20 protein-coding genes and 1 pseudogene are annotated in these 24,167 nt (G+C 51.0%); 9 read left to right on the forward strand and 12 right to left on the reverse strand.

The window, feature by feature from the left end:
* Both FKW31_RS01775 and FKW31_RS01780 read left to right on the forward strand, forming a co-directional pair.
* Positions 1-768: an ABC transporter permease gene (locus FKW31_RS01775; RefSeq protein WP_150177341.1), complete on the forward strand. Its 768-nt coding sequence runs from the start codon at positions 1-3 to the stop codon at positions 766-768.
* A 235-nt stretch (positions 769-1,003) separates the two neighbouring features.
* The gene (locus tag FKW31_RS01780) at positions 1,004-2,014 is read left to right on the forward strand and encodes an isopenicillin N synthase family oxygenase (RefSeq protein ID WP_166443362.1); all 1,011 of its coding nucleotides are present in this window, start codon (positions 1,004-1,006) and stop codon (positions 2,012-2,014) included.
* A 20-nt stretch (positions 2,015-2,034) separates the two neighbouring features.
* On the opposite strand, the gene FKW31_RS01785 is transcribed toward FKW31_RS01780, so the two are convergent.
* The gene (locus tag FKW31_RS01785) at positions 2,035-3,405 is read right to left on the reverse strand and encodes an 8-oxoguanine deaminase (protein WP_150177345.1); all 1,371 of its coding nucleotides are present in this window, start codon (positions 3,403-3,405) and stop codon (positions 2,035-2,037) included.
* Positions 3,406-3,471: 66 nt separating this feature from the next.
* The gene (locus tag FKW31_RS01790; protein WP_006115345.1) at positions 3,472-5,811 is read right to left on the reverse strand and encodes a TonB-dependent receptor; all 2,340 of its coding nucleotides are present in this window, start codon (positions 5,809-5,811) and stop codon (positions 3,472-3,474) included.
* Positions 5,812-6,141: 330 nt separating this feature from the next.
* Between FKW31_RS01790 and FKW31_RS01795 the strand changes: the two genes are divergently transcribed.
* The 5 genes from FKW31_RS01795 to FKW31_RS01815 are packed head-to-tail and all read left to right on the forward strand — an operon-like array spanning position 6,142 to position 10,686.
* Positions 6,142-7,467, forward strand: a complete 1,326-nt coding sequence (locus FKW31_RS01795; RefSeq protein ID WP_150177347.1) for an allantoate amidohydrolase — start codon at positions 6,142-6,144, stop codon at positions 7,465-7,467.
* Positions 7,468-7,469: 2 nt separating this feature from the next.
* Entirely contained in the window at positions 7,470-8,711 is a 1,242-nt protein-coding gene (locus FKW31_RS01800; protein ID WP_150177349.1) for an alanine--glyoxylate aminotransferase family protein, read from the forward strand.
* A gap of 17 nt (positions 8,712-8,728) precedes the next feature.
* Positions 8,729-9,133: an oxalurate catabolism protein HpxZ gene (gene hpxZ / locus FKW31_RS01805; RefSeq protein WP_150177351.1), complete on the forward strand. Its 405-nt coding sequence runs from the start codon at positions 8,729-8,731 to the stop codon at positions 9,131-9,133.
* Positions 9,134-9,145: 12 nt separating this feature from the next.
* A complete protein-coding gene (locus FKW31_RS01810) occupies positions 9,146-9,334 on the forward strand; it encodes a DUF4089 domain-containing protein (protein WP_035351333.1) in 189 nt (62 codons plus the stop codon).
* Positions 9,331-10,686 (forward strand): AtzE family amidohydrolase, encoded by a 1,356-nt coding sequence (locus FKW31_RS01815; protein WP_150177353.1) that lies wholly within the window; start codon positions 9,331-9,333, stop codon positions 10,684-10,686. The genes FKW31_RS01810 and FKW31_RS01815 overlap by 4 nt, the downstream gene beginning before the upstream one ends.
* Positions 10,687-10,689: 3 nt before the next feature.
* Here FKW31_RS01815 and xdhC read toward each other — a convergent pair whose 3' ends face one another.
* Genes xdhC through FKW31_RS01855 form a run of 8 tightly spaced genes read right to left on the reverse strand, consistent with a single transcriptional unit; the run spans position 10,690 to position 20,011 of the window.
* Positions 10,690-11,505 (reverse strand): xanthine dehydrogenase accessory protein XdhC, encoded by an 816-nt coding sequence (gene xdhC / locus FKW31_RS01820; RefSeq protein WP_150177380.1) that lies wholly within the window; start codon positions 11,503-11,505, stop codon positions 10,690-10,692.
* A gap of 9 nt (positions 11,506-11,514) precedes the next feature.
* Entirely contained in the window at positions 11,515-13,863 is a 2,349-nt protein-coding gene (gene xdhB, locus FKW31_RS01825) for a xanthine dehydrogenase molybdopterin binding subunit (RefSeq protein WP_150177355.1), read from the reverse strand.
* Positions 13,856-15,337: a xanthine dehydrogenase small subunit gene (gene xdhA, locus FKW31_RS01830; protein ID WP_150177357.1), complete on the reverse strand. Its 1,482-nt coding sequence runs from the start codon at positions 15,335-15,337 to the stop codon at positions 13,856-13,858. Before xdhA ends, xdhB begins: the two co-directional genes overlap by 8 nt.
* Before the next feature lie 35 nt (positions 15,338-15,372).
* Positions 15,373-16,833: a nucleobase:cation symporter-2 family protein gene (locus FKW31_RS01835; RefSeq protein WP_006115352.1), complete on the reverse strand. Its 1,461-nt coding sequence runs from the start codon at positions 16,831-16,833 to the stop codon at positions 15,373-15,375.
* A 3-nt stretch (positions 16,834-16,836) separates the two neighbouring features.
* Positions 16,837-17,169, reverse strand: a complete 333-nt coding sequence (gene uraH, locus FKW31_RS01840; protein ID WP_006115353.1) for a hydroxyisourate hydrolase — start codon at positions 17,167-17,169, stop codon at positions 16,837-16,839.
* Positions 17,166-17,675 (reverse strand): 2-oxo-4-hydroxy-4-carboxy-5-ureidoimidazoline decarboxylase, encoded by a 510-nt coding sequence (uraD, locus tag FKW31_RS01845; RefSeq protein WP_150177359.1) that lies wholly within the window; start codon positions 17,673-17,675, stop codon positions 17,166-17,168. Before uraD ends, uraH begins: the two co-directional genes overlap by 4 nt.
* On the reverse strand, positions 17,672-18,565 hold the full coding sequence (gene puuE / locus FKW31_RS01850; RefSeq protein ID WP_150177361.1) for an allantoinase PuuE: 894 nt from the start codon (positions 18,563-18,565) through the stop codon (positions 17,672-17,674). Before puuE ends, uraD begins: the two co-directional genes overlap by 4 nt.
* A 27-nt stretch (positions 18,566-18,592) precedes the next feature.
* Entirely contained in the window at positions 18,593-20,011 is a 1,419-nt protein-coding gene (locus tag FKW31_RS01855; protein WP_150177363.1) for an NAD(P)-binding domain-containing protein, read from the reverse strand.
* Between the two features lie 156 nt (positions 20,012-20,167).
* On the opposite strand from FKW31_RS01855, the gene FKW31_RS01860 reads away from it, so the two are divergent.
* Together FKW31_RS01860 and guaD are read left to right on the forward strand one after the other, a co-directional pair.
* Positions 20,168-21,070, forward strand: coding sequence for a LysR family transcriptional regulator (locus FKW31_RS01860; protein ID WP_006115357.1), 903 nt, complete (start codon positions 20,168-20,170; stop codon positions 21,068-21,070).
* 4 nt (positions 21,071-21,074) lie between these two features.
* Positions 21,075-22,397, forward strand: a complete 1,323-nt coding sequence (guaD, locus tag FKW31_RS01865) for a guanine deaminase (protein WP_150177365.1) — start codon at positions 21,075-21,077, stop codon at positions 22,395-22,397.
* Here the strand turns inward: guaD and FKW31_RS01870 are convergent.
* A complete protein-coding gene (locus FKW31_RS01870) occupies positions 22,394-23,986 on the reverse strand; it encodes a gamma-glutamyltransferase family protein (protein WP_150177367.1) in 1,593 nt (530 codons plus the stop codon). The two genes, guaD and FKW31_RS01870, sit on opposite strands and share 4 nt — an antisense overlap.
* An 84-nt stretch (positions 23,987-24,070) precedes the next feature.
* Positions 24,071-24,167 (reverse strand): annotated as a pseudogene (locus FKW31_RS01875) (biopolymer transporter ExbD); the annotation flags it as partial.

Here is a 24,167-nt window from a genome sequence, read left to right on the forward strand (position 1 = left end):
ATGCCCGCCCGCCTGATATCCATTTTTGCGCCGCTTGCTGTTGGCATTCTGTTTCTGCTGTTGTGGCAGGGTGTCTGTTATTTTTGGCATATTCCGCCTTACCTTATGCCTGCGCCATCTGATATCGCACACTCTCTGGCCAGCAGTATTGGCGCCTTGTGCCATGCGTTGTACAGCACGCTTACGGTAACATTGGTGGCGCTTTTGGTTTCTGTGGTTTTAGGTGTTTTGGTTGCCTTTGTATTGGTGCAACATCCGCTAATCGAACGCAGCCTGATGCCCTATGTGGTGCTTATGCAGGTAACGCCTGTAGTAGCCCTTGCCCCGTTGATTATCATTTTAGTGAAAACAACATTTCTGGCTCTTGTTATCTGCGCCACGTTGATTGCCATTTTTCCTATTATTTCCAATACTTTGCAGGGGCTTAAAAGTGTTGATCCGGGGCTGGCGGCGTTTTTCCGTATGCATAAAGCCTCGCGCCTTAAAACGCTTTTGCGCCTGCAAATACCCAGCGCTTTGCCCATGTTTATGGCGGGCTTGCAAATTTCCAGCGGTTTGGCCCTTGTTGGCGCTGTAGTGGCAGAGTTTGTGGCTGGCACAGGGGGAAACAGTGCCGGTTTGGCCTACGAAATTTTGCAGGCTGGTTTTCAGATGGATATTCCGCGTATGTTTGCTGCGCTGTTCATGATCACCCTTACTGGTCTTGCGCTCTATATGGCTACCAGTAGCATCAAAAAACTGGTGTTATATAATCGCGTTCAGCATTGAAAATTGACTTTGTTACCAGCGTAATTTTGTTGACTATTCGAAATATATTCATCTATACTACAGAAAGTGAGTAGAAGCGGTCGGAATAGAAATATTCTGGGCATTGCTCCACCATGTTGGTCTTATTCAGCATGGGGGAAGCTTTGGCCGCTAGATACTATGCTTTCCCACATGCTGGTTAGTGCCGACTGCTACGCCCTACAGGCCAGTTTGCAATTTGTGTGTGAGAAACGCCATGACCCTAAACACCAAAACCACTCCAAATTACTCTATGGAGGAGCTTAAGCGCGAGGCTACTATTGGCAGTATGGGCACAACCTCTGCCCGATCCATCCCGGTGATTGATTTTTCAGATTACGAGAACAGGTGTAACCAGATTGCAGATGATCTGTGGAATGCCGCTACAAAAGATGGTTTTTTTCAGGTTATCAATCACGGTATTTCGTTGGAAGATATTGATAATGCCTTTGCAGAAGCAAAAAGATTTTTTGCTCTTCCCATGTCAGAAAAAGAGGTTTTCAAAAAGAAACCAACCGTGAATGCTGGCTGGGAATATTGCTCTCAGGTAAGGCCTTCCACGGGTACGCCAGATAACAAGGAATCTTACCAGATTACTTTGCCGGAAATGGATAATCTGTGGCCTAATGAACAAGTTCTTCCTGGATTTCAGGAAAAACTTCTGCAATTTGAGGAAGATAACTGGCAACTTGCCATGAAAATACTTTCCTGTTTTGCAGAAAAGCTTGGGTTTAAAACAGATTTTTTTGCAGAGTGCTGTAAAAGATCTTCTCCGGGGTATCAGTGTACCTTACGTCTTATCCATTACATGAGCATGGAAAACGCCAAACCGGAAGATTTCAAGCAATGGCGTGCCGGTGCCCATTCAGATTTCGACTGTCTCACGCTTTTGCATCTGCGCGAAGGTGAAGGCGGCTTGCAGCTTTGCCCAGGTAACGAAATTTCATCCAATGCGTGGACAGAAGTTACACCCGTAGCTGGTGCCGTTACCTGCAATATTGGCGATATGTTGATGCGTTGGAGCGATGATAAGCTTAAGTCCACCCTCCACCGTGTGCGTATGCCGCAACCGGGTGAATATCTTGGCCCACGCTTGTCTGTTCCATTTTTCTGCCAGGCAAACCGGGAGGCTGTGATTGAAGGGCCAGAAGGTAAATATCCCCCTATCACAGCGGAAGACTACATTTACCAACGCTTACATGCCAACTTTGTGCAAAAACACAAGTAAAGGATAAATATGGGGGAAGTTTAACTTCCCTCATACAGCTTTTTTGCCAGCCGGTTATGCTGTTCTATGACGGCATGTACATCCAGCTTTGTGAAATGTCCGCCCTGTATCAGCACCTTGCCATTAACCATGCTAAAGGCAACGGAAGATGGTGTGCAAAATACCAAAGCAGCTACAGGGTCACTTAATGCGCCAGTGTATTCCAGCTTGCGCATATCAAATGCAATAATATCGGCTGCTTTTCCTACTGCTAATTGGCCAATATCTGTGCGGCCCAGAACTTTGGCCCCTCCGCGCGTGGCTAAAGCCAACACATCACGCGCTTTAAGCATGATGGCCTGTTCATCCTGCGCAGATAATAGGCGAGAAACCAGCATAGCCTGCCGGGCTTCTGCCAGAATGCTCGCACCATCATTAGAGGCAGATCCATCAACCCCCAGCCCTACTGAAACACCATGCTGCTGCATGCTCCAAACAGGGGCAATGCCAGATGCCAAACGCATGTTAGAACAGGGGCAATGGGCTATTCCCGTACCCGTTTGGCCAAAGCGGGCCATGCCTGCGGTGTCTAGTTTAACGCAATGGGCATGCCAAACATCGGCCCCAACCCAGCCAACATCTTCTGCATATTCTGCTGGTGTTTGGCCAAAGCGTTCCTTGCTGTAAGCGACATCATGCTCATTTTCGGCCAGATGCGTGTGCAGCCGCGTGCCTGTGGTGCGGGCCAGTTCTGCCATATCACGCATAAGCTCTGGGCTGACAGAAAAAGGCGAGCACGGCGCACCTCCTACAGTTAGCATCGCCAGAGGCTCTGGGTCATGGTACGTTTCAATCACGCGCAACGTATCATGCAAAATATCGGCTTCTTTTTCTACCAAACTATCCGGTGGTAGCCCTCCTGCGCTTTCTCCAACACTCATGCTGCCACGGCAGGCATGAAAGCGCATGCCCATTTCAAGCCCAGCCTCAATTTCATCATCAAGGCGGCATCCATTGGGGAAAAGGTAGAGATGATCACTGGTTGTCGTGCAGCCAGACATCAACAGTTCCGCCATAGCTGTGCGGGTGGAGGCTTTTACCATTTCTGGCGTTAAGCGTGCCCAAATGGGGTAAAGTGTTTGCAGCCACTGGAAAAGCGATGCGTCCTGAGCTTGCGGAATAACCCGCGTTAAGGACTGATACATGTGGTGGTGCGTGTTTACCATGCCGGGCATGACCACATGGCCAGACATATCAAGCACGTCATCGGCTGGGGGATGCGGGTCTTCCATACCACCAAGGGCGACAATCTGCCGCCCTTCTATCGCGATCCATCCGTTTTTCAATTCTTGCCTGGCATCATCCATTGTGACGAGGCAGAGGGCATTTTTCAGCAAGTATCGACGTGACATGGTAAAAACACCTAGCCCCTCCCTTTGTAGTCAAAGAGAGGGGCGTTAAGTTTGTTCAGGACGGCATTAGAAAGAGGTAGAAATTGTGCCTGTCATGGAGAAACGTGGTTCCACCATAAAGGTGTTGCCGTAACCAGTATATGCTGCGGAACTACCGCTATAAACCGTGCCGGAATCATGCTTACTGTAAACAGCGCCCATGGCGCCTGTGCGCACAATAGAACCCGTAAGGTTGGTGAAGTTCAACCGGAATGTGGGAGACTTCACAAAGCCAAATGGTTTGAAGTGATACCCAACCGTCAGGCTGTTGGTCACGTAACCCGGTATTCTCTGGTCTCCGGCAACGCTCACGGATTGCGGGCCGGTGTAATGCACGGAACCATTGGCAAAGAAGCCTTTATACTTATAGGTCAAACCAAAGTTAGCCATAACCCGTGGCGCCATAATGGCCTGCGTGCCCTTGGAATGCAGCATGATGTTCTGGTACGGATCGAACACGTTGCTATCCTGCGTGGCGTGCAGATACTCCACAGAAGCATAGGGGCTGAAACCGTGGATTTCACGCCCGGCAATCATGAAGTCCAGCCCGCGCATGGTCTGGCTGCCAATGGAGAACGGGCGGTAGTTATTCATACCCAAATACTGGTCAACCACACGGTTGGTAACGTTGTAGTTGAAGAATGACAGATCCATCATCATGTAGCGGTTGTGGTAGCGATACCCCAGTTCTTCTTTGATGGAATACTGGTTTTTCAGGATAGGCACATTTGTGTACAGCCAGCCCATATCATTTTCTGTCGGCTGGCGGTAATCCCCTTCCGCATTCACATAGATCTGGTTCTGATCGTTAATGTTGTAGCTGATGGAAAGCTGAGGCAATGGCGCCGTGCTATTGCGCCCTTGGCTTCCGTAGTAATCCTTATTCCATGCGTTGGACATAACAAACTTGAAGCCACCGTTAATCAGCAGTTTGTCGTGCAGATACTTGGCTGTGTCCTGAATGAACAGCGAATGGATTTCATACCCAGCAACCTGCCGGTCGCCTTTATCAATACGATACTGAGACCAGTTCGGGCTGGGGGCACCGCCCGCAGGCATAGCAAAGCTGGTAGGATAGCTACGGTCTGACTGGCTGTTATTATACCAGTAACCGAAGGTCAGGTGGTTGTGCCTGTCAATATCATAACTGAGGGATGCCGTAGCCCCCACGACCCGGTCACCATGCTCCTGAAAGTAACCGATTGTGTTCTGCATATCACCCGCAGCATTCGCTTCCGCGCCATTGGGTTTGGCGCTCCAGCCCTGCCCGTAGGTGAGGTATGGGTGCAGATCAAACGAGAGCTTGTCTGTAATAACGGTGTGGATCGGTGCACTCAGGAAAATCTGGTTCCAGTGGTCAGCATTGTTCTTCCAATAGTTTGCATTCCCCGGATGGGATGAACGATCCCAGCCCTGCCCCGTGTGCTTATACAGCATGAACTGATCTTCTGTGGGGTAGTTATCAATGGTCCAGTCAGCCGAGTTCCATGAGATAAACAGGTTGGCGTTGGAACCGTTTTCCCAATCCTTGCGTGCGCCAAAATCAATATGCTTACGCTCGTTAATGCCAGAGCCCATCCAGCTACGTGCATGCGTGTTGGAGAAGGAAAAGTAGCCTCGGATACCGCTATTGCCGATATCACCGGAATCAAGGCGAATAAATTCGCGCGAGAGATTGTTGGTGCCGTAGGAAAAATCCGTCATACCGCCAAATTTATGTGACGCGACATGGGATTTGGAGTTCATTACCCCACCAGCGGCAGACATAACCGGCAGATCACGCGCGGCACTGCCGGGGGTGATGCTAACTTCATCCACGTTTTCTGAATCAATAATTTCTGCCAGATATTTTGCCTGCCCGGCAGAAATGCCATCTACCATAATGGCCATATCACGGTCTGTCAGGCCGCGTGTCTGCACCTGTCCGCCCTGCATGCCCGATGTATCTGGCGTGGTAACGTTCACGCTCGGCAGGTTTTTAACCAGATCCAGCGCGGTGGAAACGGGGCTGCGCATATCAATATATTCTTTGGTGACTGTCTGCACCGCATGAGGGGCTGTTTCAAGCCGCATCATGCCGCCACCGCCATTGCGCTTGCGGCGTGTGGAACCCACCGAGATTTCTTCTGCCCCATGCGCCTCAATTGCTTTTGTGGAGCGTGGGCGTGCATGCGCCGCGGAAGTCGTTGAAGATGCCCGTGTAAGCTGGGATGATTTTTTGGCTGCCGTAGCCGTTTGTGCCTGAGCCGTAGAAAGGCTGGCGCAAAATCCAACAGCACTGACAAGGCAGGACAATGTTGCAAGATGTTGGCGGTATGTCAGTCGGGACAAAACTGGGCGGGACGGCGCAATAATCCGAAAGGACATGAGAAAATTCCTCAGCAGGGAAGCTTAACAATGATGCAGAAACAGGAGGTCAGTTTATTCAAATTGACCTGTGTAGAAGCCGTAATTTGAAAATCGGCAGAGATCTTTGAGTAAGCTTCCAACATGAGATTAAGGCTCCGGGCAGCGGGCGGATAAAACGATACGATATCGATATATATAGGTATATAAGTGATCGCACAAAAACAAAAAAAGCATTTTCTTGTTGCCGTTTTAAGAGCGCTATCTGATCTGAATTTGGCAATGCAACATTGCTTTTTTTGCTTTTGAGAGAACAGAAAAAACCTGCGTATAATTTGTTTCGCCCTTGATATGGCGCAAGAAGTAACGTTTTTTATTGACCTCCTAACCCTAGAGGCCCGCATGCAAATCCTGCCCAATGTTCCATGTGTTGCAGATGCGTCCGGGAAAAGGGCAGTACAACGGTGTGATTTTTTAGGTCACATTCCTTTTTCAGATACATCAGAGGGCTTGTTCCGCTCCTATCTTTCTCCTGCCTATATGGCGAGCGTAAAGCAGGTGCGCACATGGATGGAAGAAGCCGGTATGCACTGCCGGATAGATGCCGCAGGTAATCTGATTGGCCGCTATGAGGCCCTTACCCCTAACGCTCCTGCCCTGCTTATTGGTTCTCATCTTGATAGTGTAAAAAACGCAGGCAAGTATGATGGCACATTAGGCGTTATTCTGGGCATAGAGGCCATTGCGCGCTTTCATGCACAACAAAAGCGCTTTCCCTTCGCCATAGAAATCATTGGGTTTGGAGATGAAGAAGGCTCGCGCTTTCCGGTTTCCATGCTGACATCTCGCGCTGTGGCGGGCTCTTTAGACACGTTGCCAAACGTACAGGATACTCAAGGCACCAGCATCCAGCAGGCGCTTCAGGAAAGAGGGCTAGATCCCGCATGCTATCTGGAAGCGGCTTATAAGCCTTCTCAGGTTCTCGCGTATTTTGAAGCGCATATAGAACAAGGCCCTGTTCTGGAAAGTACGGGCCATGCGGTAGGCTTGGTAACATCTATTGCCGCGCAATATCGGTTTAAGGTGACGATGAAAGGCATGGCCGGGCATGCAGGCACATTGCCCATGCATTTGCGCCAAGATGCTTTGGCCGCAGCTGCGGAAGCGATTTGCTGTATAGAAAAAATTGCGCAATCCGGCCCGAATGATCTGGTGGCAACCGTAGGACAGATGAGCGTAAAGCCAGGTGCCCCCAATATTGTACCTGGTTGGGTGGAATTTAGTATTGATGTGCGGGCTGGCACGGAAGATGTACGCAACAAAGCAGCAGAAATACTCACTCATGCTTTGCAGGAAATCAGCCAAAAACGCGGCGTGGAGATGCAACTTACCCTCCAGCATGATCTTTCCGCCACACAGTGTAACCCGCAACTTAGCAACATTCTTGCCGCATCCATCCACACGGTAACGGGGCAAACGGCTTATCCACTTGTAAGCGGTGCTGGGCATGATGCCATGATTATGGCGGCACTGGCCCCTGTATGTATGCTGTTTATCCGCTGTGAAAAAGGCATAAGCCACAATCCTGCCGAAGCTGTGCAGGATCAGGATGTAGAAACGGCTTTACGTGTCATGTGCGATTTCATCCAGAATATTCCATCAGAAAAAGCCATCTAACCATGGAGCAAACCCGTATGATTCCACCAATGTTTAAGCAGATAGATCCGCCCCAACGGTTTCTGATGGGCCCCGGCCCTATTAATGCGCACCCTCGTGTTTTGCGTGCCATGTCTGCCGATATGCTGGGGCAGTTTGACCCGGAAATGACAGAATACATGAATGAAACCATGGCGCTGTACCGCCAGGTATTCATGACACAGAACCAATGGACATTTCTGGTAGATGGTACGGCCCGCGCCGGGATTGAGGCAGCCCTTGTTTCCTTGGTGGAACCGGGTGCAAAAATTCTTATTGTGCGTGCCGGGCGCTTTGGCTTGCTGCTTTCTGAAATTGCCGAACGGGTTGGAGCAGAAATCTGCACGCTGGATCTGCCGTGGGGTGAAGTAGCCTCGCTGGCGCAGATAGAAGCAGCATTGCAGGAACATAAGCCACAGGTTTTGGCCTGTATTCATGGTGATACCTCCACTACAATGGCGCAGCCTTTGGATGGTGTTGGAGCATTGTGCAAAAAATACAATGTTCTTTCCTATGCCGATGTAACGGCCACGCTGGGTGGCGTGCCTGTTTGCACGGATCGGTGGGGGATTGATGTGGTATCTGGCGGTTTGCAGAAATGTATGGGTGGGCCGCCGGGTTCTGCCCCCATTACTATTTCGGACCGGGCTGCTGAACATATTATGGCCCGCCGACATGTAGAGGCGGGTATCCGCAATGCAAGCCTTACGGATGGGCAACGGCCACGTATTCCATCCAATTACTTCGATCTGGCTATGGTGATGGATTACTGGTCTGAGAAGCGGCTGAACCACCATACCGAAGCAACCACCATGTTATATGGCGCCAGAGAGGCTGCCTGTATTGTGCTGGAAGAAGGGCTGGAAAACCGTTTTGCCCGCCACAAAATGGCCAGCACGGCGCTTATTGCAGGCCTACGTGCTATGGGGCTCACCATTTTTGGTGATGATGCCTATCGTATGGCCAACGTAACGGGGGTATGGATTCCGGCCAGCGTGGATGGAGATAAAGTCCGACTGCGTATGCGTGAGGATTTTGGCATTGAAATTGGCACGGCTTTTGGCCCGCTAACGGGCAAAATCTGGCGTATTGGCACCATGGGTTACAATGCCGTTAAACACAAAGTGCTGCTGACATTGGGCGCATTGGAAGCGGCTTTAGCCGCCGAAGGGTTTAAGCCACCGCGCGGGGCTGCTGTGGATGCCGCCCTGGCATCTTGGCCGTAACCAGTGGGGGATGCGTAATGGAACTGAATAATCCAGAAACACTCCGGCAGGTTGAAGCATGTTCAGACCGTTACGAACGTGCTCTGGCCGAAAATGATGTGGAAGTTCTGGATGATCTGTTCTGGAATGGCCCGGAAGTGGTGCGCTACGGCGTGGGAGAAAACCTGTATGGAGCGGAAGAAATAGCAGCTTTTCGCCGCTCCAGAAAAGGAGGAAGCCCCCCACGCCGTAACCTGCGGCGCACCATTACCGCTATTGGCACTGAAAGCGCTGTTGTCAGTCTGGAGTTTCAGCGTGAAGGCTCAGACCGAACCGGTCGGCAAATGCAGACATGGATCCGGACAGACAATGGATGGAAAATTCTGGCAGCACATGTCTCGCTTATGGCAGCTCGCCCAGAAACCGAAAGCCCTGCTTTATAAGGAAATAGGCCCATGACCGCCCCTTCCTCTAATCAGGAAAATCTTGTTCGCGCACGCGCTGCAGCCATAGGGCTTGATCTTTCTCCCTCATGCCTACCGGGAGTGATAAGCAATTCCGCCCTTTTGGCGCACTATGCCAAACTGGTTGAACAGCACACCCTGCCCGATACGTGTGAACCAGCATACGAGTACATTCCATGACCCATTTTTCCAGCGCGCTTGCCATTGCGGAGGCTATTCGCTCTGGTAAAAAAAGTGCAGTTTCCACTATCCAGGAAACATTAAATACGTTGCGTACACAGGATAACGATATCCGATGTGTGACGCATATTTTTGCAGATAAGGCTTTGCAGCAGGCTCATAAAATAGATGCCATGCGGCAGGCGGGCCAAACCTTACCCCCTTTGGCGGGGGTGCCGTTTGGCGTAAAAGATTTGTTTGATATTGCAGGCCATGTCACTACGGCAGGCTCTATTGTGCTGCGCAATACACCGCCAGCGCAAAAAGATGCCGCCATTGTACAGCGGCTTAAAGCTGCGGGGGCTATTCCCGTGGCAACATTGAACATGGATGAATTTGCTTACGGGTTTGCAACCGTAAACGCACATTATGGCACCACCCATAACCCGCATGATCTGGCCCGTATGGCTGGCGGGTCCTCCGGTGGGTCTGCTGCGGCTGTTGCTGCGGGTTTTCTACCTTTTACCCTTGGGTCTGATACCAACGGGTCTATTCGTATTCCGGCATCATTATGCGGTGTATGGGGGATAAAGCCCACTTTTGGCCGCCTACCCCGTGCTGGTGCCTATCCGTTTTCTGCCAGTTTGGATGTGGTGGGGAGTTTTGCATCCTCTCTGGATGATCTGATTACAACATTTTACGTGATGGATGGCAGCATTCCAGCGCCAGAACCAGCCGTAGATACACTTCGGATTTCCAGATTGGGAGGATGGTTTGCATCTAATCTATCCCCTACCCTTGTGGCTGCACTGAACCGTGTTTGCGCCAGCCTGAAAAATTCTAGCACTGTTGAGTTGCCGGAAGTAGCAAGCGCACGTGCAGCATCCTTTTTGATAACAGCGGCGGAAGGTGGAAACCTGCATCTGCCCCGCCTGCGCAAACAGGCAGAAGAGTATGATCCCGCTACGCGAGACCGCTTGATTGCTGGAGCCTTGTTGCCATCATCCACTTATTTGCAGGCACAGCGGTTTAGAAACTGGTTCCGGCAGAAAATCCACGAGATATTCCAGAAAACAGATGTTCTCATAGCGCCAACGGTTATGGGAGAAGCCCCTTTGCTGGATGAGCCAACCATTATGGTGGATGGCAAACCCGTGTCTGCCCGGGCCAATCTAGGCTTGTTTACACAGCCTTTAAGCTTGCCGGGCTTGCCCGTGTTGTGTTTGCCGTTGAAAAATATAGGCTCTTTGCCACTTGGTTTACAGCTTGTTGCGGCTCCGGGGCAGGAAGCCGCGCTGTTTAGTGTTGCGCGGGCGTTGAAGAAAAGCGGCTTGGCAGGGTGCGTACCCCTGCCAGAAAAGGAAATGGCCTGAACGTTATTGGGCTGGGTGGAGCACATGCTCCACCACTTCCGCCGCTACAAGGGCTGCGATAACTTCTGGCCGTTTATCCCTGATACCGCGCTCTCCTATGGGGCAGATGAGGGACTGTAAACGCTCTTCTTCCATGCCAAGCTGGCGGAAGCTGTGTTCAAACCGTCTGCGTTTGGTGGCAGAGCCAATAAGTCCTACATAAGACAGATCATTCCGCAAAAGAGCAGATTCTATAATCAGCGCATCCAACGTGTGGCTGGGGGTAAGCACCAGCACGCCGGATTTAGCCGGTGTGGCGTGCAATATTGGCTCCCATTGGTCTGTTATGCATGTTTCTACACCAGCGGGAACATTGCCAAACTCCTGCGCTCTGGGGTCCACCCATGTTAACTTCAAAGGTAATGGTGCCAACGCATAAGCCAAGGCGCGGCCAACATGGCCAGCCCCAAACATAAGTAAAACTGGGCGTAATTTCCGCTCTTGCTGTATGTTGTTTTCCAGCTCCTGCACAATGTCTGGCGTTACACGCTCTAACCGCACACGGGCCCAACCTCCGCAGCATTGGTTGGTATTTTGCCCACCCAGAATAAATTCATGCTCACGCAGCTTTTCATGTTGGCACAGCATTTGGCGCGCCTGTAATACGCATTCATGTTCTAACGCGCCGCCCCCTACTGTTCCGGCCAGAAAAGAGGTGCCTACCAGCATAAAAGCACCTGTCTCCCGCGGGGTAGAACCTTTGGCTTCTATAACGCGCACAAGAATGAGCTGTTCTGGATGGTGGTGCCAGTGTTGGAGAACCCTTGCAACCTCTCGCATCATCAGCTCCTATTCGTAAGACATTTCCTTTTGGTTTTTAAGCCGTTCTACTGCGCGTAAAATCTGTTCTGGCGTGGCAGGCGCATCTAGCTGAGGGCAGATACGGTAATCCGCAATGCTCGCTATGGCGTCTGATATGGCATGCAATACAGCCAGCCCATGTACAAAAGGGGGTTCCCCCACAGCTTTGGAACGGAAGATGGTTTCTTCCCGGTTCGGGGAATTCTCTAGCAACTTCACATTAAAAATCGGGGGTCTGTCTGAACAAGCTGGAATTTTATAGGTGCTGGGAGCGTGCGTGCGCAGCCGACCCGTTTGATCCCATACCAGCTCTTCCATTGTCAGCCACCCTGCCCCTTGGATAAAGCCCCCTTCTATCTGGCCAATATCCAGAACCGGGTTTAGAGATTGCCCCGCATCGTGCAGAATATCTACGCGTTCCATACGGTTTTCACCAGTTAGCAGGTCAACCGCAACTTCCGCACATGCGGCACCATAGGCAAAATAGTAAAATGGGTGGCCACGGCCTGTTTTCGGGTCCCACGAAATTTTGGGTGTTTTGTAAAACCCGGATGAGGAGAGCGAAACACGGGCCATGTAGGCGGCTTTCACCACATCCACAAACGGAATGCAGCTTTCCCCTACTTGTACGCCGTTGCTTCCAAAGTACACAGCACTTTCTGGCACCTGCCAGTGTGTGGCAGCAAAGCTGATAAGCCGACCTTTGATCTTGCTGATAGCGTCCAGAACAGCCATGCCATTCAGATCCGCTCCGCTAGATGCTGCTGTGGCAGATGTATTGGGCACCTTGCCTGTGGTTGTGGCGGTAATGCGCACGCGGTTTTCGGGTAGGCCAAATTCCCGCATGGCAATTTGCACCATTTTGGTATGCAATCCCTGCCCCATTTCTGTACCGCCGTGGTTTACTTGTACGGAGCCATCGGTATAGACATGCACCAGAGCGCCTGCCTGATTGAAATGCGTGGCGGTAAAGGAAATACCAAATTTAACAGGTGTAAGTGCTATGCCCCGGCGAATGTATTTGCTGGTGTGGTTAAAGGCATGAATTTTCTTACGGCGTTTGCGGTAATCACACTCTTCGGCCAATTGTTCCATGATTTCGCGGGAAATGGAATCTTCCACGGTCATGAAATACGGTGTGATGTTCCTATCTTGCGTGCCGTATGTGTTGCGCAAACGCACATCCAGCGGGTCTAGCCCTGTGGCAAAAGCAATTTCCTCCACAACACGTTCAGCCGCGGCAATGCCTTGCGGCCCACCAAAGCCTCGGAATGCCGTGTTGGATTGGGTATTGGTACGAAATGGTTCTGACCGCAGCCTTACATCCGGGTAATAATAGGAATTATCTGCATGAAACAATGCTCTGTCCGTGACAGGGCCAGATAGATCAGCAGACCATCCGCACCGTGCGGCCAGCAGCATATCAACACCCTGAATATGCCCTTGCGCATCAAAGCCGACATCATAATCAATGACAAAGTCATGCCGCTTGCCTGTCATGATCATATCATCATCACGGTCAAGACGGCATTTAGCGGGACGTTGGGTGATTTCTGCGGCCAGAGCGGCCAGACAGGCTGGAGCGTTTGCCTGTGTTTCCTTCCCCCCAAAGCCACCGCCCATGCGGCGCACTTCTACGGTTACCAAATTGCTGGGGCGGTTAAGAACGTGTGCCACCATGTGCTGGGTTTCTGTGGGGTGCTGTGTAGAGGAGCATACGCGCATCTCTCCCTCTTCGCCCGGCGTAGCCAGTGCGGCTTGGCCTTCCAGATAAAACTGCTCCTGCCCTCCAACCGTAATGCGCCCGGAAAGCCGTTTAGGAGCTTTTTCCAAGGCATTTGCCGCATTGCCGCGCACCATTTCTAACGGACGGCACACCATAGAACCGCCTTTTTGGCGGGCTTCTTCAATGGAGAGAACGGCAGGCAGATCCTCATAAACAATTTTTGCCAGACGCGCGGCTTTGCGGGCAGCCAGGCGTGTTTCGGCCACGACGGCAAAAATGGGCTGCCCGTAATAGAAAACCTCATCTTTGGCCAAAAGAGGTTCGTCCCCCGCGCCTACAGGGCTGATCTGGTTTTCCCCCAACACATCTTGGGCCGTCAGAACGTATAAAACGCCCGGAAAATTTTTAACGTGTTCCAGATCTATAGAAACAATGCGTGCATGTGCCTTGGTGCTTAAACCGGGCACCACATGCACAACATTTGCGGGGGTCGGAATATCATCAATATACGTTGCCTTGCCGGAAACGTGCAGCCGCCCACTTTCATGCTTCAGGCTTTGCGTTGCCCCACCGGGAACAATTTTCTGCTCGCTTTTATGGTTTCTAAGCATGGGAAATTTCTCTCCAACCTTCCAGGCAGATAGGTTGACTGCTTTCTTGTGGTGCTGTTTCTTCAAAAAAGCGCGTTAACAGGTTGGCGGATACTGTAGAGCGATACCACGCACTGCTGCGCATATCCGTTAAGGGTGTAAAATCATCCAATATGGCCGTGCGGGCAGCTTCCAATGCTACAATATCCCACTTCTGGCCGACCAAAGCCTTTTCCGCTTTCTTGGCGCGGCAGGGAATGCCCGCCATTCCGCCAAAAGCCAGACGAGCCTCTGTAATGTGGCCATCTGTATCTACACAAAGCGCAAAGGCTGCCATAATTGCAGAAATGTCCTGATCAAACCGTTTGGAAACCTTATAGGCCCGCATAACAGTTTGAGCAGATTGATCTGGTATAAACACGCCTTCTATGAATTCGGCTGGACGGCGATCCTGTTTTCCGTATTCCAGAAAATAGTTTTCAAGCGGAATCTGCCGTCGTGTATTGCCTTGCCGTAAATGCAGCACGGCTCCGGCAGCTATAAACAATGGTGGCCCATCCCCAATGGGTGAAGCATTGCCTATATTGCCGCAAACAGTGGCAGCGTTTCTTACCTGCGTGGAACCAATACGTTTTATGGTTTCCAGTGCATTGGGCAGATGGGTTGCCAAGGCAGGAAGGGCCTGCGTGTATGTTACGGACGCACCTATCCACAAACCGCCATCACGTTGTTCTAGTTTATGCAGATCCTTGGCGGATTTTACGGAAACAACATGTGGCAGGTCTCGCAAATGCTTGGTCACCCACAAGCCAACATCTGTGGCGCCAGCAACCAGAGTGGCTGTAGGGTTTTCCCGATAAACGGCTGCAAGCGCATCGGAATTGGCTGGCAAAGTGATGCGGCCTTGGGTGTTTTGAATATCTACACTGCTGCCATCCTGTAAGGCAGAAAGGCGCAGAATGATGTCTTGTTTTTCCTTATCAAAACGGTTGCCCTGTTGCTGCATGGTGTGGCATGCCTGCTGCATGGCACGTATAATAGGTGCATAGCCGGTGCAACGGCATAAATTGCCCGCAAGGGCTGTGTTGATGGCTTTAGGATCATCTCCCCCGCCATTTTGTACATAAGCCACCATGGACATCACAAAGCCCGGTGTACAAAACCCGCATTGAGACCCATGCAAGTCCACCATAGCCTGTTGCACGGGGTGCAGGGAGCCATCCGGGTTTTGCAAATACTCAACTGTAAAAAGCTGTGCGCCATCCAACATCCATAAAAACTGGATACAGGCATTTACGCTACGCCATGTGAGCTGGCCGTTTTCAAGGCGCACAACCATAACCGTGCAGGCACCGCAATCGCCCTCATTACACCCTTCCTTGGTGCCGGTTTGGCCTTTCTGGTCACGCAGCCAGTCCAATACTGTGTGAGTGGGAGAAAGATCAGACACTTCGTGCAAGGTCTGACCCAGATAAAACCTTATATGGTGTCGCATTTTTTGGTCTCTGTAGAAGAAGCAGTGGTCAGGATTTATCTGGAACAGGATTTTGGACGACGTGGCCCAAGCTTATCTTCTGATATCACAACAACGTTCTTCCACATTTCTGGGTGGGTGGTGGCTGGTTGTGGGGCGGCTTCTTTTTCTTCCACAACAGCGCCATGCGTACCGTGGTTGAAGATTAAATGCAGGATAATGGCGGACATGGCCCCAAGCGTGATGCCACTGCCAAAGATGATCTGAGCCCATGCGGGAAAGTGATCTGCAATGTGGGGCTGTGCTGTTGCAAGCATGCCCAAGCCAACGCTGGTGCCAACAATAATGCCGTTGTTTTGGTTATCAAAATCCACCTGCGCCAAGGTTTGGATACCCACCACGGCAACCGCTGCAAACATAGCCAAAGCTGCGCCCCCCAAAACAGGCAGCGGCACGCAGGCCATAAGCACGGCCAGTTTAGGCAAGCAGCCCATAATCATCATGATAAGGGCTGCGGCAGCCACAACCCACCGGCTTTTTACGCCTGTAAGCCGCACCAGGCCCACGTTTTCAGCAAAGCAGGTGTAGGGAAAGGAATTGAAAATACCCCCCAGCATTGTAGCGGCCCCATCTGCGCGAATGGCGCGAGTGATATCACGCGGAGTGATTTTTTTGTCCACAATAGCACCAGTGGCAAACACATCTCCCGTTGTTTCCAGCATGGAAATCATCATTACGATAATCAGGGAAAGAATGGGTACGATATGAAAACTGGGCATGCCAAAATATAGCGGGCGCACAATGGTTAAGAGTGGTGCGGATGACACATCTCCAAAATGTGCATCTCCCAAAATCCATGCAACCAGCGTGCCCATAATCAGGCCAACCAGCACAGCAATGGTGCCCAGAAAACCCTTGAAGAAACGTTGAACAGCCAGAATGCACAGCAGCGTACCCAAGCCATACGCAACATTACGCAGGCTGACAGGGTTTTGCATGGTGCCCGTGCCTTGGCCATTAACAATATCATTGGCCGCCACAGGCAGCAGAGCCAACCCAATAACCAGAATGACAGACCCGGTGACAACAGGCGGAAAAAAACGGATCAATCGTGAGAAAAATGGCGCCATAAAATAGGAAAAAATACCCGCAACAATAACAGCACCAAAAATCTGATGCAGCCCTTCAATGCCACCCCCGGCAGCCATGCCAATGGCAATCATGGGGGTAACGGAAACAAACGTAACCCCTTGTAACAGAGGAAGTTTGACACCCAGAGGCCCAATACCCACGGCCTGAATAAGCGAGGCAATGCCGCAGGTGAAAAGATCGGCTTCAATAAGGTGTTCCAAGGCATCGTGCGAAAGCCCAAGAGCACTGGCAAGCAGAATAGGTACAATTACAGATGCAGCATAAAATGTGAGCACGTGCTGCAATCCATAAACACCCAACTGCCAGAAAGGCAGGAATTCATCTACAGGATGAACCGCTTGCGGAACGTTTCTGGCAGCTTTCATCTGTTAGCTTCCCCTGTAAGTAGAATAACCATAAGGTGCAGCAAGCAGCGGCACATGGGCGTGCATGGCTTCACCCAATCCAAAAACAATTGGCACGATATCCAGAAAAAGAGGTTCTGGCAGATTCATGCCCTGTTGCTGAAAATAGGTGCCGATTTCAAACTCCAGCCGATACTGACCGGGTTTGAGTTCAAGATTTCTGAGTTCTGCACAGCGGCCATCGGCATTTGTTACCCCTGTAAACACAAGAGTATCACCGGCAAAAAGGCGGATTTGCACAGCACTGGCCGGGTGGCCAGAAACTGTATTAAGCACATGTGTGGAAAGAGAGCTCATGCCTGCACCTTATCCTGTAATCTTAAGGCTGCTATTGCATCAATCTGCTTTAGCGCTTCTGCAAGCTCTACTGTAAAGGAGCTTGTCAGACGTTGTTCCAAGGCTTCCAGAATAACGGCTTTGGTGGCTTTGCGGACACAAATAACAAACGGCATGCCAAATTTTTTGTGGTAAGCGTCATTCAGCTCATGGAGTTGCTTGTATTCGGTGGGAGAAAGCCGATCTAACCCGGCGCTCCCCTGCTCCTGCGTTGATTCAGCACTTAAGTCCGGATCTATGCCCATACGGTGGCCAAGTTCTGGGTGGGCACGCACCAACGCCAGTTTTTGGCTTTCCGGAGCCTGTTGCACGGCTTGGGAAAAGACCAGTTGCATCTGCTGCAAGGAGGCAAAGGGGCGTTGCGTTACGGCCGCTTCCGCCACCCACGGAGAGTGTTCGTAAATGCCCCCAAATGTTTCAACAAACTGTGCGGGAGAGAGCGTGTTTACATCCTGCAAGCACATCATGCGGGGTGCACCTTTTGCCAATGGCGGGCTATTTCCAGACGGGTTGGTGTCCACACTCCTTCATGCTGCTGGATGTGCTGTATAAACTTGGCAACTGCCAAGGCACGTGCGGGCTTGCCTGCCAGACGGCAGTGCAGGCCAACAGACATCATGCGACCGCCCTCTTGATACAGCATATCAAAGCAGTCTCGCAGGTAGCGGAAAAACTGTTCGCCTTCTGTAAAGCCGTTCAGAGCCGCAAACTTCATATCGTTCACGTCCAGCGTGTAAGGCACAATAAGCTGCGGCCTGCCGTGTGTTCTGTCATAATACGGAAGGTCATCTGCATATGAATCCGCATCGTAAACAAAGCCGCCTTCTTCAGCCACAAGGCGGGCTGTGTTCGGGCTTGTGCGGCCCTGATACCACCCAAGCGGACGTTCACCCGTAACTTGCGTATGTAGCTTTATGGCTTGTTGAATATGCTCACGCTCAACATCTTCAGGCATATGCTGATAATCAATCCAGCGCAGGCCATGAGAGGCAATTTCCCACCCGCTTTTCTGCATGGCTGCAACGGCTATGGGGTTGCGTGCCATAGCTGTTGCCACACCAAACACGGTGGGCTTGATGCCCGTCTGTTCGAACAACCGATGTAAGCGCCAGAACCCCGCGCGGCTACCGTATTCATACAGACTTTCCATCTGCATGCAGCGTTCGCCTACGATAGATGTTGTGCCGATCATTTCCGAAAGGAACGCCTCAGACCCTTTATCTCCATGTAGGACAGAGTTTTCGGCACCTTCTTCGTAATTCACAACAAACTGCACGGCTATACGGGCAGCGTTGGGCCAGCGTGGATCCGGCGGGCAAGCGCCGTATCCCACCATATCGCGCGGGTAATTCTGCATTATTTCCTTACCTTCCTGAACACATCATCACACACACTGAGGAGGTTCCAGACTAACCAATTCATCTACATTGTAATCCAGCAGGCTTTGCAGGTGTTTTTCACCATCCTGCACAAACAGATCACGCCCGATGCCGAAGGTGAGTTTTTCCACCCCAAACCGCATGGCGCTGATGGATGAGCCAGAAAGCCCCATGCTGGGTGTGGCAGAGAATGTAAAGTTATGAATGGCCGCAAGCATTGGAGCTAGTGGATCGGACGCATTGCGCGGCAAAAACTGGAAGCGTTCGCCCAGATAAGGGTGGCTGCCCAGAAGTGTGCTTTGTTCGTCTTCCGGTGGGGCAAAACAATCCCGCCAAAGGGCAATATGCGGCGCCACTTTAGCCAGTTCTGGCCGCTGGGCCAGATCAATAACAAATCCTGTGCCAATAATCAGGAAGTCAAACCGCATTTCACCATGTGGCGTGGTCACAACCACGTCTTTCCCTTCCTCCTTCACGGAAAGCCACGGAGTGCCCGTGTGGAAGGCAAAGTTTTTATGGCTCCGGCAGCGCCAGAACGTATCCTGCGGGGGCGGCTGGTTGAGATCATAAATCCGCTGCATGAAGCGCCAGCGCACCAGATCATCCAGTTCTGAAAAATAGCTGAGAAATCCAGCATTTTCCATCCAGCGGTATGGGTTTACAGATGGAATTTTTTTACGACGCAGGCACAGATCAACCTGCTTGGCACCATGCTCCAAAGTCGTTGCCGCGTTATCAAAAGCCGAGGCCCCGGCACCAAGAACGCCAATGCGTTTGCCGCGCAGTTTTTCAAAGTCAATCTGTTCGCACGTATGGGCATAACGTGCTTTTGGCAGAGCTTTTGTAATGAAGTCTGGCACATGCCATGCGCCACCGCCTTCAATACCCGTTGCCAGCACAATTTTGCGCGCCCAAACCTGTTTTTTTACGCCACCGGCACATGCAAAAGTTAGTTTCAGCAGGTTATCCTGCCAATCAATATCTAATAGTTCGTGTTCATTTTTTACAGGCAAATCCAGAACATCACGCACCCAATCCAGATAAGCCTGCCAATCCTGGCGGGAAATTTTATCCAGCGTGTGCCATGCAGCAGCTCCGTAGCGTGCTTCGTACCAGGATTGAGGTGTCAGGCTGGGAATGCCCAAATCTGGGCCGGTTACATATTTGGGCGTACGCAGGGTTAGCATACGTGCAAACGTAATCCACGGGCCTTCTCCTCCTTTGGGGGCGGTATCAAAAATACAGGTGTTGGTAATGCCGCGCCGCTTTAGCCCAAAGCAGGTGGCCAAACCGCCCTGCCCGCCGCCAATAATAGCAACATCCAGAACATCTTCGCCATCATGCTTGTGGGGAATGCACCAATTGCCTGTTGCATACTGAATTTTTGCGAGATCATCACGCACACGTTTATTAAGCTGTTCCATGCCTGCATATCAGTCCGAAATATGCGTTGCCCGAAAACAATCTGATTCATGCCCCTGACAACGACGATAAAATCAAGCATAATGTTTCACATTCGCATCGTTCTTGTATATGACATAATTCAGCATGGTGCGTTCGCAAAATGAGAGCAAAAGCAAATGCCAGTTTTTTCCCGTTTTCTTCGTTACTTCATGGCTGTTGCTCAGCATGGCTCAATCCGTAAGGCTTCGGACGAATTGCATATTGCCGCTTCCGCTATTGATAGGCAGATTCTTCAGGGTGAAAAATTACTGGGCACGTTATTGTTCGAACGCTTGCCAACAGGTCTGCGCCTAACAACGGCAGGGGAATTGCTGCTAACATCCTGCCGCCATTGGTCGCGAGACTTAAATACGCTTAAAATCCAGCTTGATAATCTTAAAGGCTTACGGCAGGGCACGGCGGATATTCTTATTCCAGATGCACTCACCAAAGGTTTCTTGCCGGTTCTATTGGGGCGGCTGCGTGAAAGCCATCCGGGTATTTTGGTGAGTGTGCATGTGCGCAAAAGCCAGAATATGGGAGAGCTTCTGGTAAAGGGACACGCAGATTTTGCCCTTATGTTTAACCCAAGCCACATGCGGGAATTAACCGTACGGGCGCATAAGGAAATCCCTTTGGGGTTTATTTCTCTGCCGTCTCACCCCGTTGCGGCGTTAAGCGAGGCACGTTTTAGTGTGGCTGCGGAATATCCGGTTATTGTGCCTTCGCCGCCTCTTGCGCTTTGGCGGCCCATTGGGCTTTTGGAAGCAGAAACAGGTATAGAAATAGCTGCTGTTGCACGTGCAGATAATATTCAGATGATCAAATCTCTGGTGTTGGAGGGCACGGGAATTGGGATTTTAAGTTATCTGGATGCCTATGATGAAGTGCAAAAGAACCAACTTGCTTTTACCCCTATTGTGCATAAAAAACTTACGCCATTATCCTTGGCTTTGTGTGTAGACCGCTCTCGCCAGCTTTCTACGGCAGCGCGGTTTATTATTAGCGAAATTGAAAATTTCTTTCTGGAACAGCTATAAAATCATGTCAGTATCTTCAGCAAAAACGGCTATTCGGGGTTGCTACATTACGTTCACGGGCAATCCTTTTCTGGTGCCTCCGGAAGAAAGCCTGCATGTTGAAGAAGACGGCCTGATTATAATGGAAGCGGGCCGTATAATGGATTGTGGGCCTTATGCGGCCCTTGTGCCTAAGCTAGATAAGGCCATTGCAGTTACACATTACCCAGATAGCATTATTTCCGCCGGGTTTATTGATACGCACGTTCATTACCCGCAAATGCCAGCTATTGCCTCCTGGGGGCAGCAACTTTTACCGTGGTTGGAACAGTATATTTTTCCAACCGAAGCCCAGTTTGATAATTCGGCCTATGCAGAAGCTGTTGCCAGCGCGTTTCTGGACGAACTTTTGCGGAATGGAACAACCACTGCTGCGGTATACTGCACAGTGCATGCGCAATCAGTGAATGCGTTTTTCAAACAATCAGAAAAACGCGGGACACGCATGATTGCGGGCAAGGTGCTGATGGATCGCAATGCCCCAGATAATCTACGAGATACGGCCAAAAGTGGGTATGATGATTCAACCGCTTTAATTCAAAGCTGGCACAATAAAGGCCGTCAGCTTTACGCGGTCACGCCTCGTTTCGCCATTACCAGCACACCAGAACAATTGGAAATGGCGGGTGGTCTGCTGGCACGCCACCCAGATGTGTTTATGCAAACGCACTTGGCGGAAAATCTGGATGAAATAAAAGCTGTTGCCAGCTTGTTTCCAGAATCCGCTTCATATTTGGATGTGTACGCACAGGCAGGGTTAGTTGGAGCACGCTCTATTTTTGGGCATGGTATTTATTTGCAGGAAACAGATTTTCAGCAATGTCATCATGCAGGGTGCACGCTTGCTCATTGCCCGACATCCAACCTGTTTTTAGGGAGCGGCTTATTTAAACTGTTTGATGCCATGCGGTCAGACCGGCCCGTGCATGTCGGCTTGGGTACAGATATTGGTGCAGGCACAACCTTATCCATGCTTGGCACGATGGGAGAAGCCTATAAAGTTTCTCTCATGGCTGGGGGAGAAAGGTTGCAAGCTCTTCAGGCTTTCTGGCTTGCAACGGCGGGGGCTGCGGAAGCTCTTAAACTGGATACAAAAATCGGCCGCATTACACCCGGTATGGAGGCGGATTTTTGTATATTAGATCCGGCTGCCACGCCTATGCTTGCGCAAAGAACAGCCCCCTGCCAGACGGTGCAGGATATGCTTTTCCCATTGATTATTCTGGGGGATGATCGCAGCGTAAAAGCAACGTGGGTGAATGGGCAATCTGTGTATGAGCGGCCTTAAAAAGCCGCCACACATCCATCACTACGTGGGTCTGCCGCGCCTTCCAGAACACCATGAGCATGCCGTACGATAGCCCCGGCATGCCCCATGATGCTGGAAAAAGGTGCAACACGTTCTACAGGATGGCCTGCTTTTTCCAGCTTGGCCACAACACCAGCATCCATGTTGCTTTCTACCTTTAGGGATTGGCTTTCACTTCCCCATGTGCGCCCCAGTAACCATCGGGGGGCCGTAACAGCCTGCTGCAAAGGTGTGCCAAACTGTGCGTATCTGGTGAAAACCGCTGCCTGTGTTTGGGGTTGGCCTTCTCCCCCCATTGTGCCGTAAACCATCACCCGGCCATCATCAAAATGCGCTAGTGCTGGATTGAGGGTATGAAAAGGCTTGCGGCCTGGTGCAAAGGCATTCCATGCGCCTTCCCCCAGTTGGAAGGAAGCACCACGATTTTGCCATAGAATTCCTGTTTGCGGCAGAAAAACACCAGATCCGAACTCAAAATACAGGCTTTGTATCATGCTGACAGCAATGCCAGAGGGATCAATGGCTCCCATCCATGTGGTGTCTCCGGCCTGTGAGGGCTGAGGCCAAGGGGAAGCATGTTGCATGTCAATTTTATGCGCCAGTTCGGTGCACAGTTTTTCGTTGTCTAGAAAAGCCTGTGCATCTTCTGTCATCCACCGTGGATCACCTACATGCGCATTGCGGAACAAAAAGGCCTGTTTTGTAGCCTCTATCAGGCCATGTATATGCGCAAAGCCCTCGCCTTCCTGCACACCCAGTTTTTCAAATAGCCGCAAGATTGCCAAAGAAGCCACGCCCTGAGTGGGTGGCGGTGCGTTGTAAACGTGTGCCCCCTTCAGCTTTGCAGCAAGTGGTTTTTTAAAGAGAGCTTTATGAGATACAAAATCTTCTGCCCTTAAGGGGCTTTCTGCGCGTTGCAGATCCTGCAACAGGGTGTGCGCGGTGGCACCTGTATAAAAACTTTGCAATCCATCTTGGGCAAGTTGGCGCAGTGTCTGCCCTAATGCCGGGTTCTTACGTACCATGCCATGCTGAAACAATTTGCCATCAGGCGCATAAGACTGTGCAAAATCCTGATTTTGCAAAAGTTCGCTTTGCTTGGAAGCCAGAAGCTCGGCTTCACTCTCTGAAACAACATAGCCATTTTCAGCATACCAAATGGCATCTTCCAAAAGTGCATTCAATGGAAGTGGGTTCTTGATAGATGCACTCTGCTGCAAAGCAAGCTGCCAGCCAGAAACAGTGCCAGCCATTGTGTTGGCGGCCCACCCTCCACGCCATGGCACAGTGGTATGTCCTGCTTGACGATATGCATCTGCTGAACTTTGTAAGGCTCCAGCACCACAGGCTTCTATCACTTCCACCCGGCCATCTGGGTAAGAAACCAACCAGAAAGCATCGCCTCCAATACCAGTCATATGAGGGTAAACCGCACATAAGGTAGAGGCCATTGCCACAATAGCCTCTAGAGCTGTGCCGCCCTGCTTCAGTATGGAAAGACCACTCTGGCTGGCCAGATGATGCGGTGATGTCACCATCCCGCGCCCAGACTGGAATGTATGCTGCATGACAATCAACCGCTTTTCATAAATGGAAATAATAAAAACGACGTATCAGATACTTGACCACAATTTCATGATCAAACCCACCCCTTATATTTTACCGTCTACGAACTGTTCCTGTCCGACGATTCCGAGTTTTGTAACGCCGAGGCGCTGTGCGTCGGCCATGACGTGGATGACGGTTTTG

This window comes from Acetobacter sp. DmW_136 (genome assembly GCF_008690365.1).
GTDB lineage: Bacteria > Pseudomonadota > Alphaproteobacteria > Acetobacterales > Acetobacteraceae > Acetobacter > Acetobacter oryzifermentans.

Bases quoted from the DNA above. Each gene is read 5' to 3' on its own strand.
- FKW31_RS01775 (WP_150177341.1), top strand. From the start codon at position 1: ATGCCCGCCCGCCTGATATCCATTTTTGCGCCGCTTGCTGTTGGCATT.
- FKW31_RS01780 (WP_166443362.1), top strand. From the start codon at position 1,004: ATGACCCTAAACACCAAAACCACTCCAAATTACTCTATGGAGGAGCTT.
- FKW31_RS01785 (WP_150177345.1), bottom strand. From the start codon at position 3,405: ATGTCACGTCGATACTTGCTGAAAAATGCCCTCTGCCTCGTCACAATG.
- FKW31_RS01790 (WP_006115345.1), bottom strand. From the start codon at position 5,811: ATGTCCTTTCGGATTATTGCGCCGTCCCGCCCAGTTTTGTCCCGACTG.
- FKW31_RS01795 (WP_150177347.1), top strand. From the start codon at position 6,142: ATGGCGCAAGAAGTAACGTTTTTTATTGACCTCCTAACCCTAGAGGCC.
- FKW31_RS01800 (WP_150177349.1), top strand. From the start codon at position 7,470: ATGGAGCAAACCCGTATGATTCCACCAATGTTTAAGCAGATAGATCCG.
- hpxZ (WP_150177351.1), top strand. From the start codon at position 8,729: ATGGAACTGAATAATCCAGAAACACTCCGGCAGGTTGAAGCATGTTCA.
- FKW31_RS01810 (WP_035351333.1), top strand. From the start codon at position 9,146: ATGACCGCCCCTTCCTCTAATCAGGAAAATCTTGTTCGCGCACGCGCT.
- FKW31_RS01815 (WP_150177353.1), top strand. From the start codon at position 9,331: ATGACCCATTTTTCCAGCGCGCTTGCCATTGCGGAGGCTATTCGCTCT.
- xdhC (WP_150177380.1), bottom strand. From the start codon at position 11,505: ATGCGAGAGGTTGCAAGGGTTCTCCAACACTGGCACCACCATCCAGAA.
- xdhB (WP_150177355.1), bottom strand. From the start codon at position 13,863: ATGCTTAGAAACCATAAAAGCGAGCAGAAAATTGTTCCCGGTGGGGCA.
- xdhA (WP_150177357.1), bottom strand. From the start codon at position 15,337: ATGCGACACCATATAAGGTTTTATCTGGGTCAGACCTTGCACGAAGTG.
- FKW31_RS01835 (WP_006115352.1), bottom strand. From the start codon at position 16,833: ATGAAAGCTGCCAGAAACGTTCCGCAAGCGGTTCATCCTGTAGATGAA.
- uraH (WP_006115353.1), bottom strand. From the start codon at position 17,169: ATGAGCTCTCTTTCCACACATGTGCTTAATACAGTTTCTGGCCACCCG.
- uraD (WP_150177359.1), bottom strand. From the start codon at position 17,675: ATGATGTGCTTGCAGGATGTAAACACGCTCTCTCCCGCACAGTTTGTT.
- puuE (WP_150177361.1), bottom strand. From the start codon at position 18,565: ATGCAGAATTACCCGCGCGATATGGTGGGATACGGCGCTTGCCCGCCG.
- FKW31_RS01855 (WP_150177363.1), bottom strand. From the start codon at position 20,011: ATGGAACAGCTTAATAAACGTGTGCGTGATGATCTCGCAAAAATTCAG.
- FKW31_RS01860 (WP_006115357.1), top strand. From the start codon at position 20,168: ATGCCAGTTTTTTCCCGTTTTCTTCGTTACTTCATGGCTGTTGCTCAG.
- guaD (WP_150177365.1), top strand. From the start codon at position 21,075: ATGTCAGTATCTTCAGCAAAAACGGCTATTCGGGGTTGCTACATTACG.
- FKW31_RS01870 (WP_150177367.1), bottom strand. From the start codon at position 23,986: ATGCAGCATACATTCCAGTCTGGGCGCGGGATGGTGACATCACCGCAT.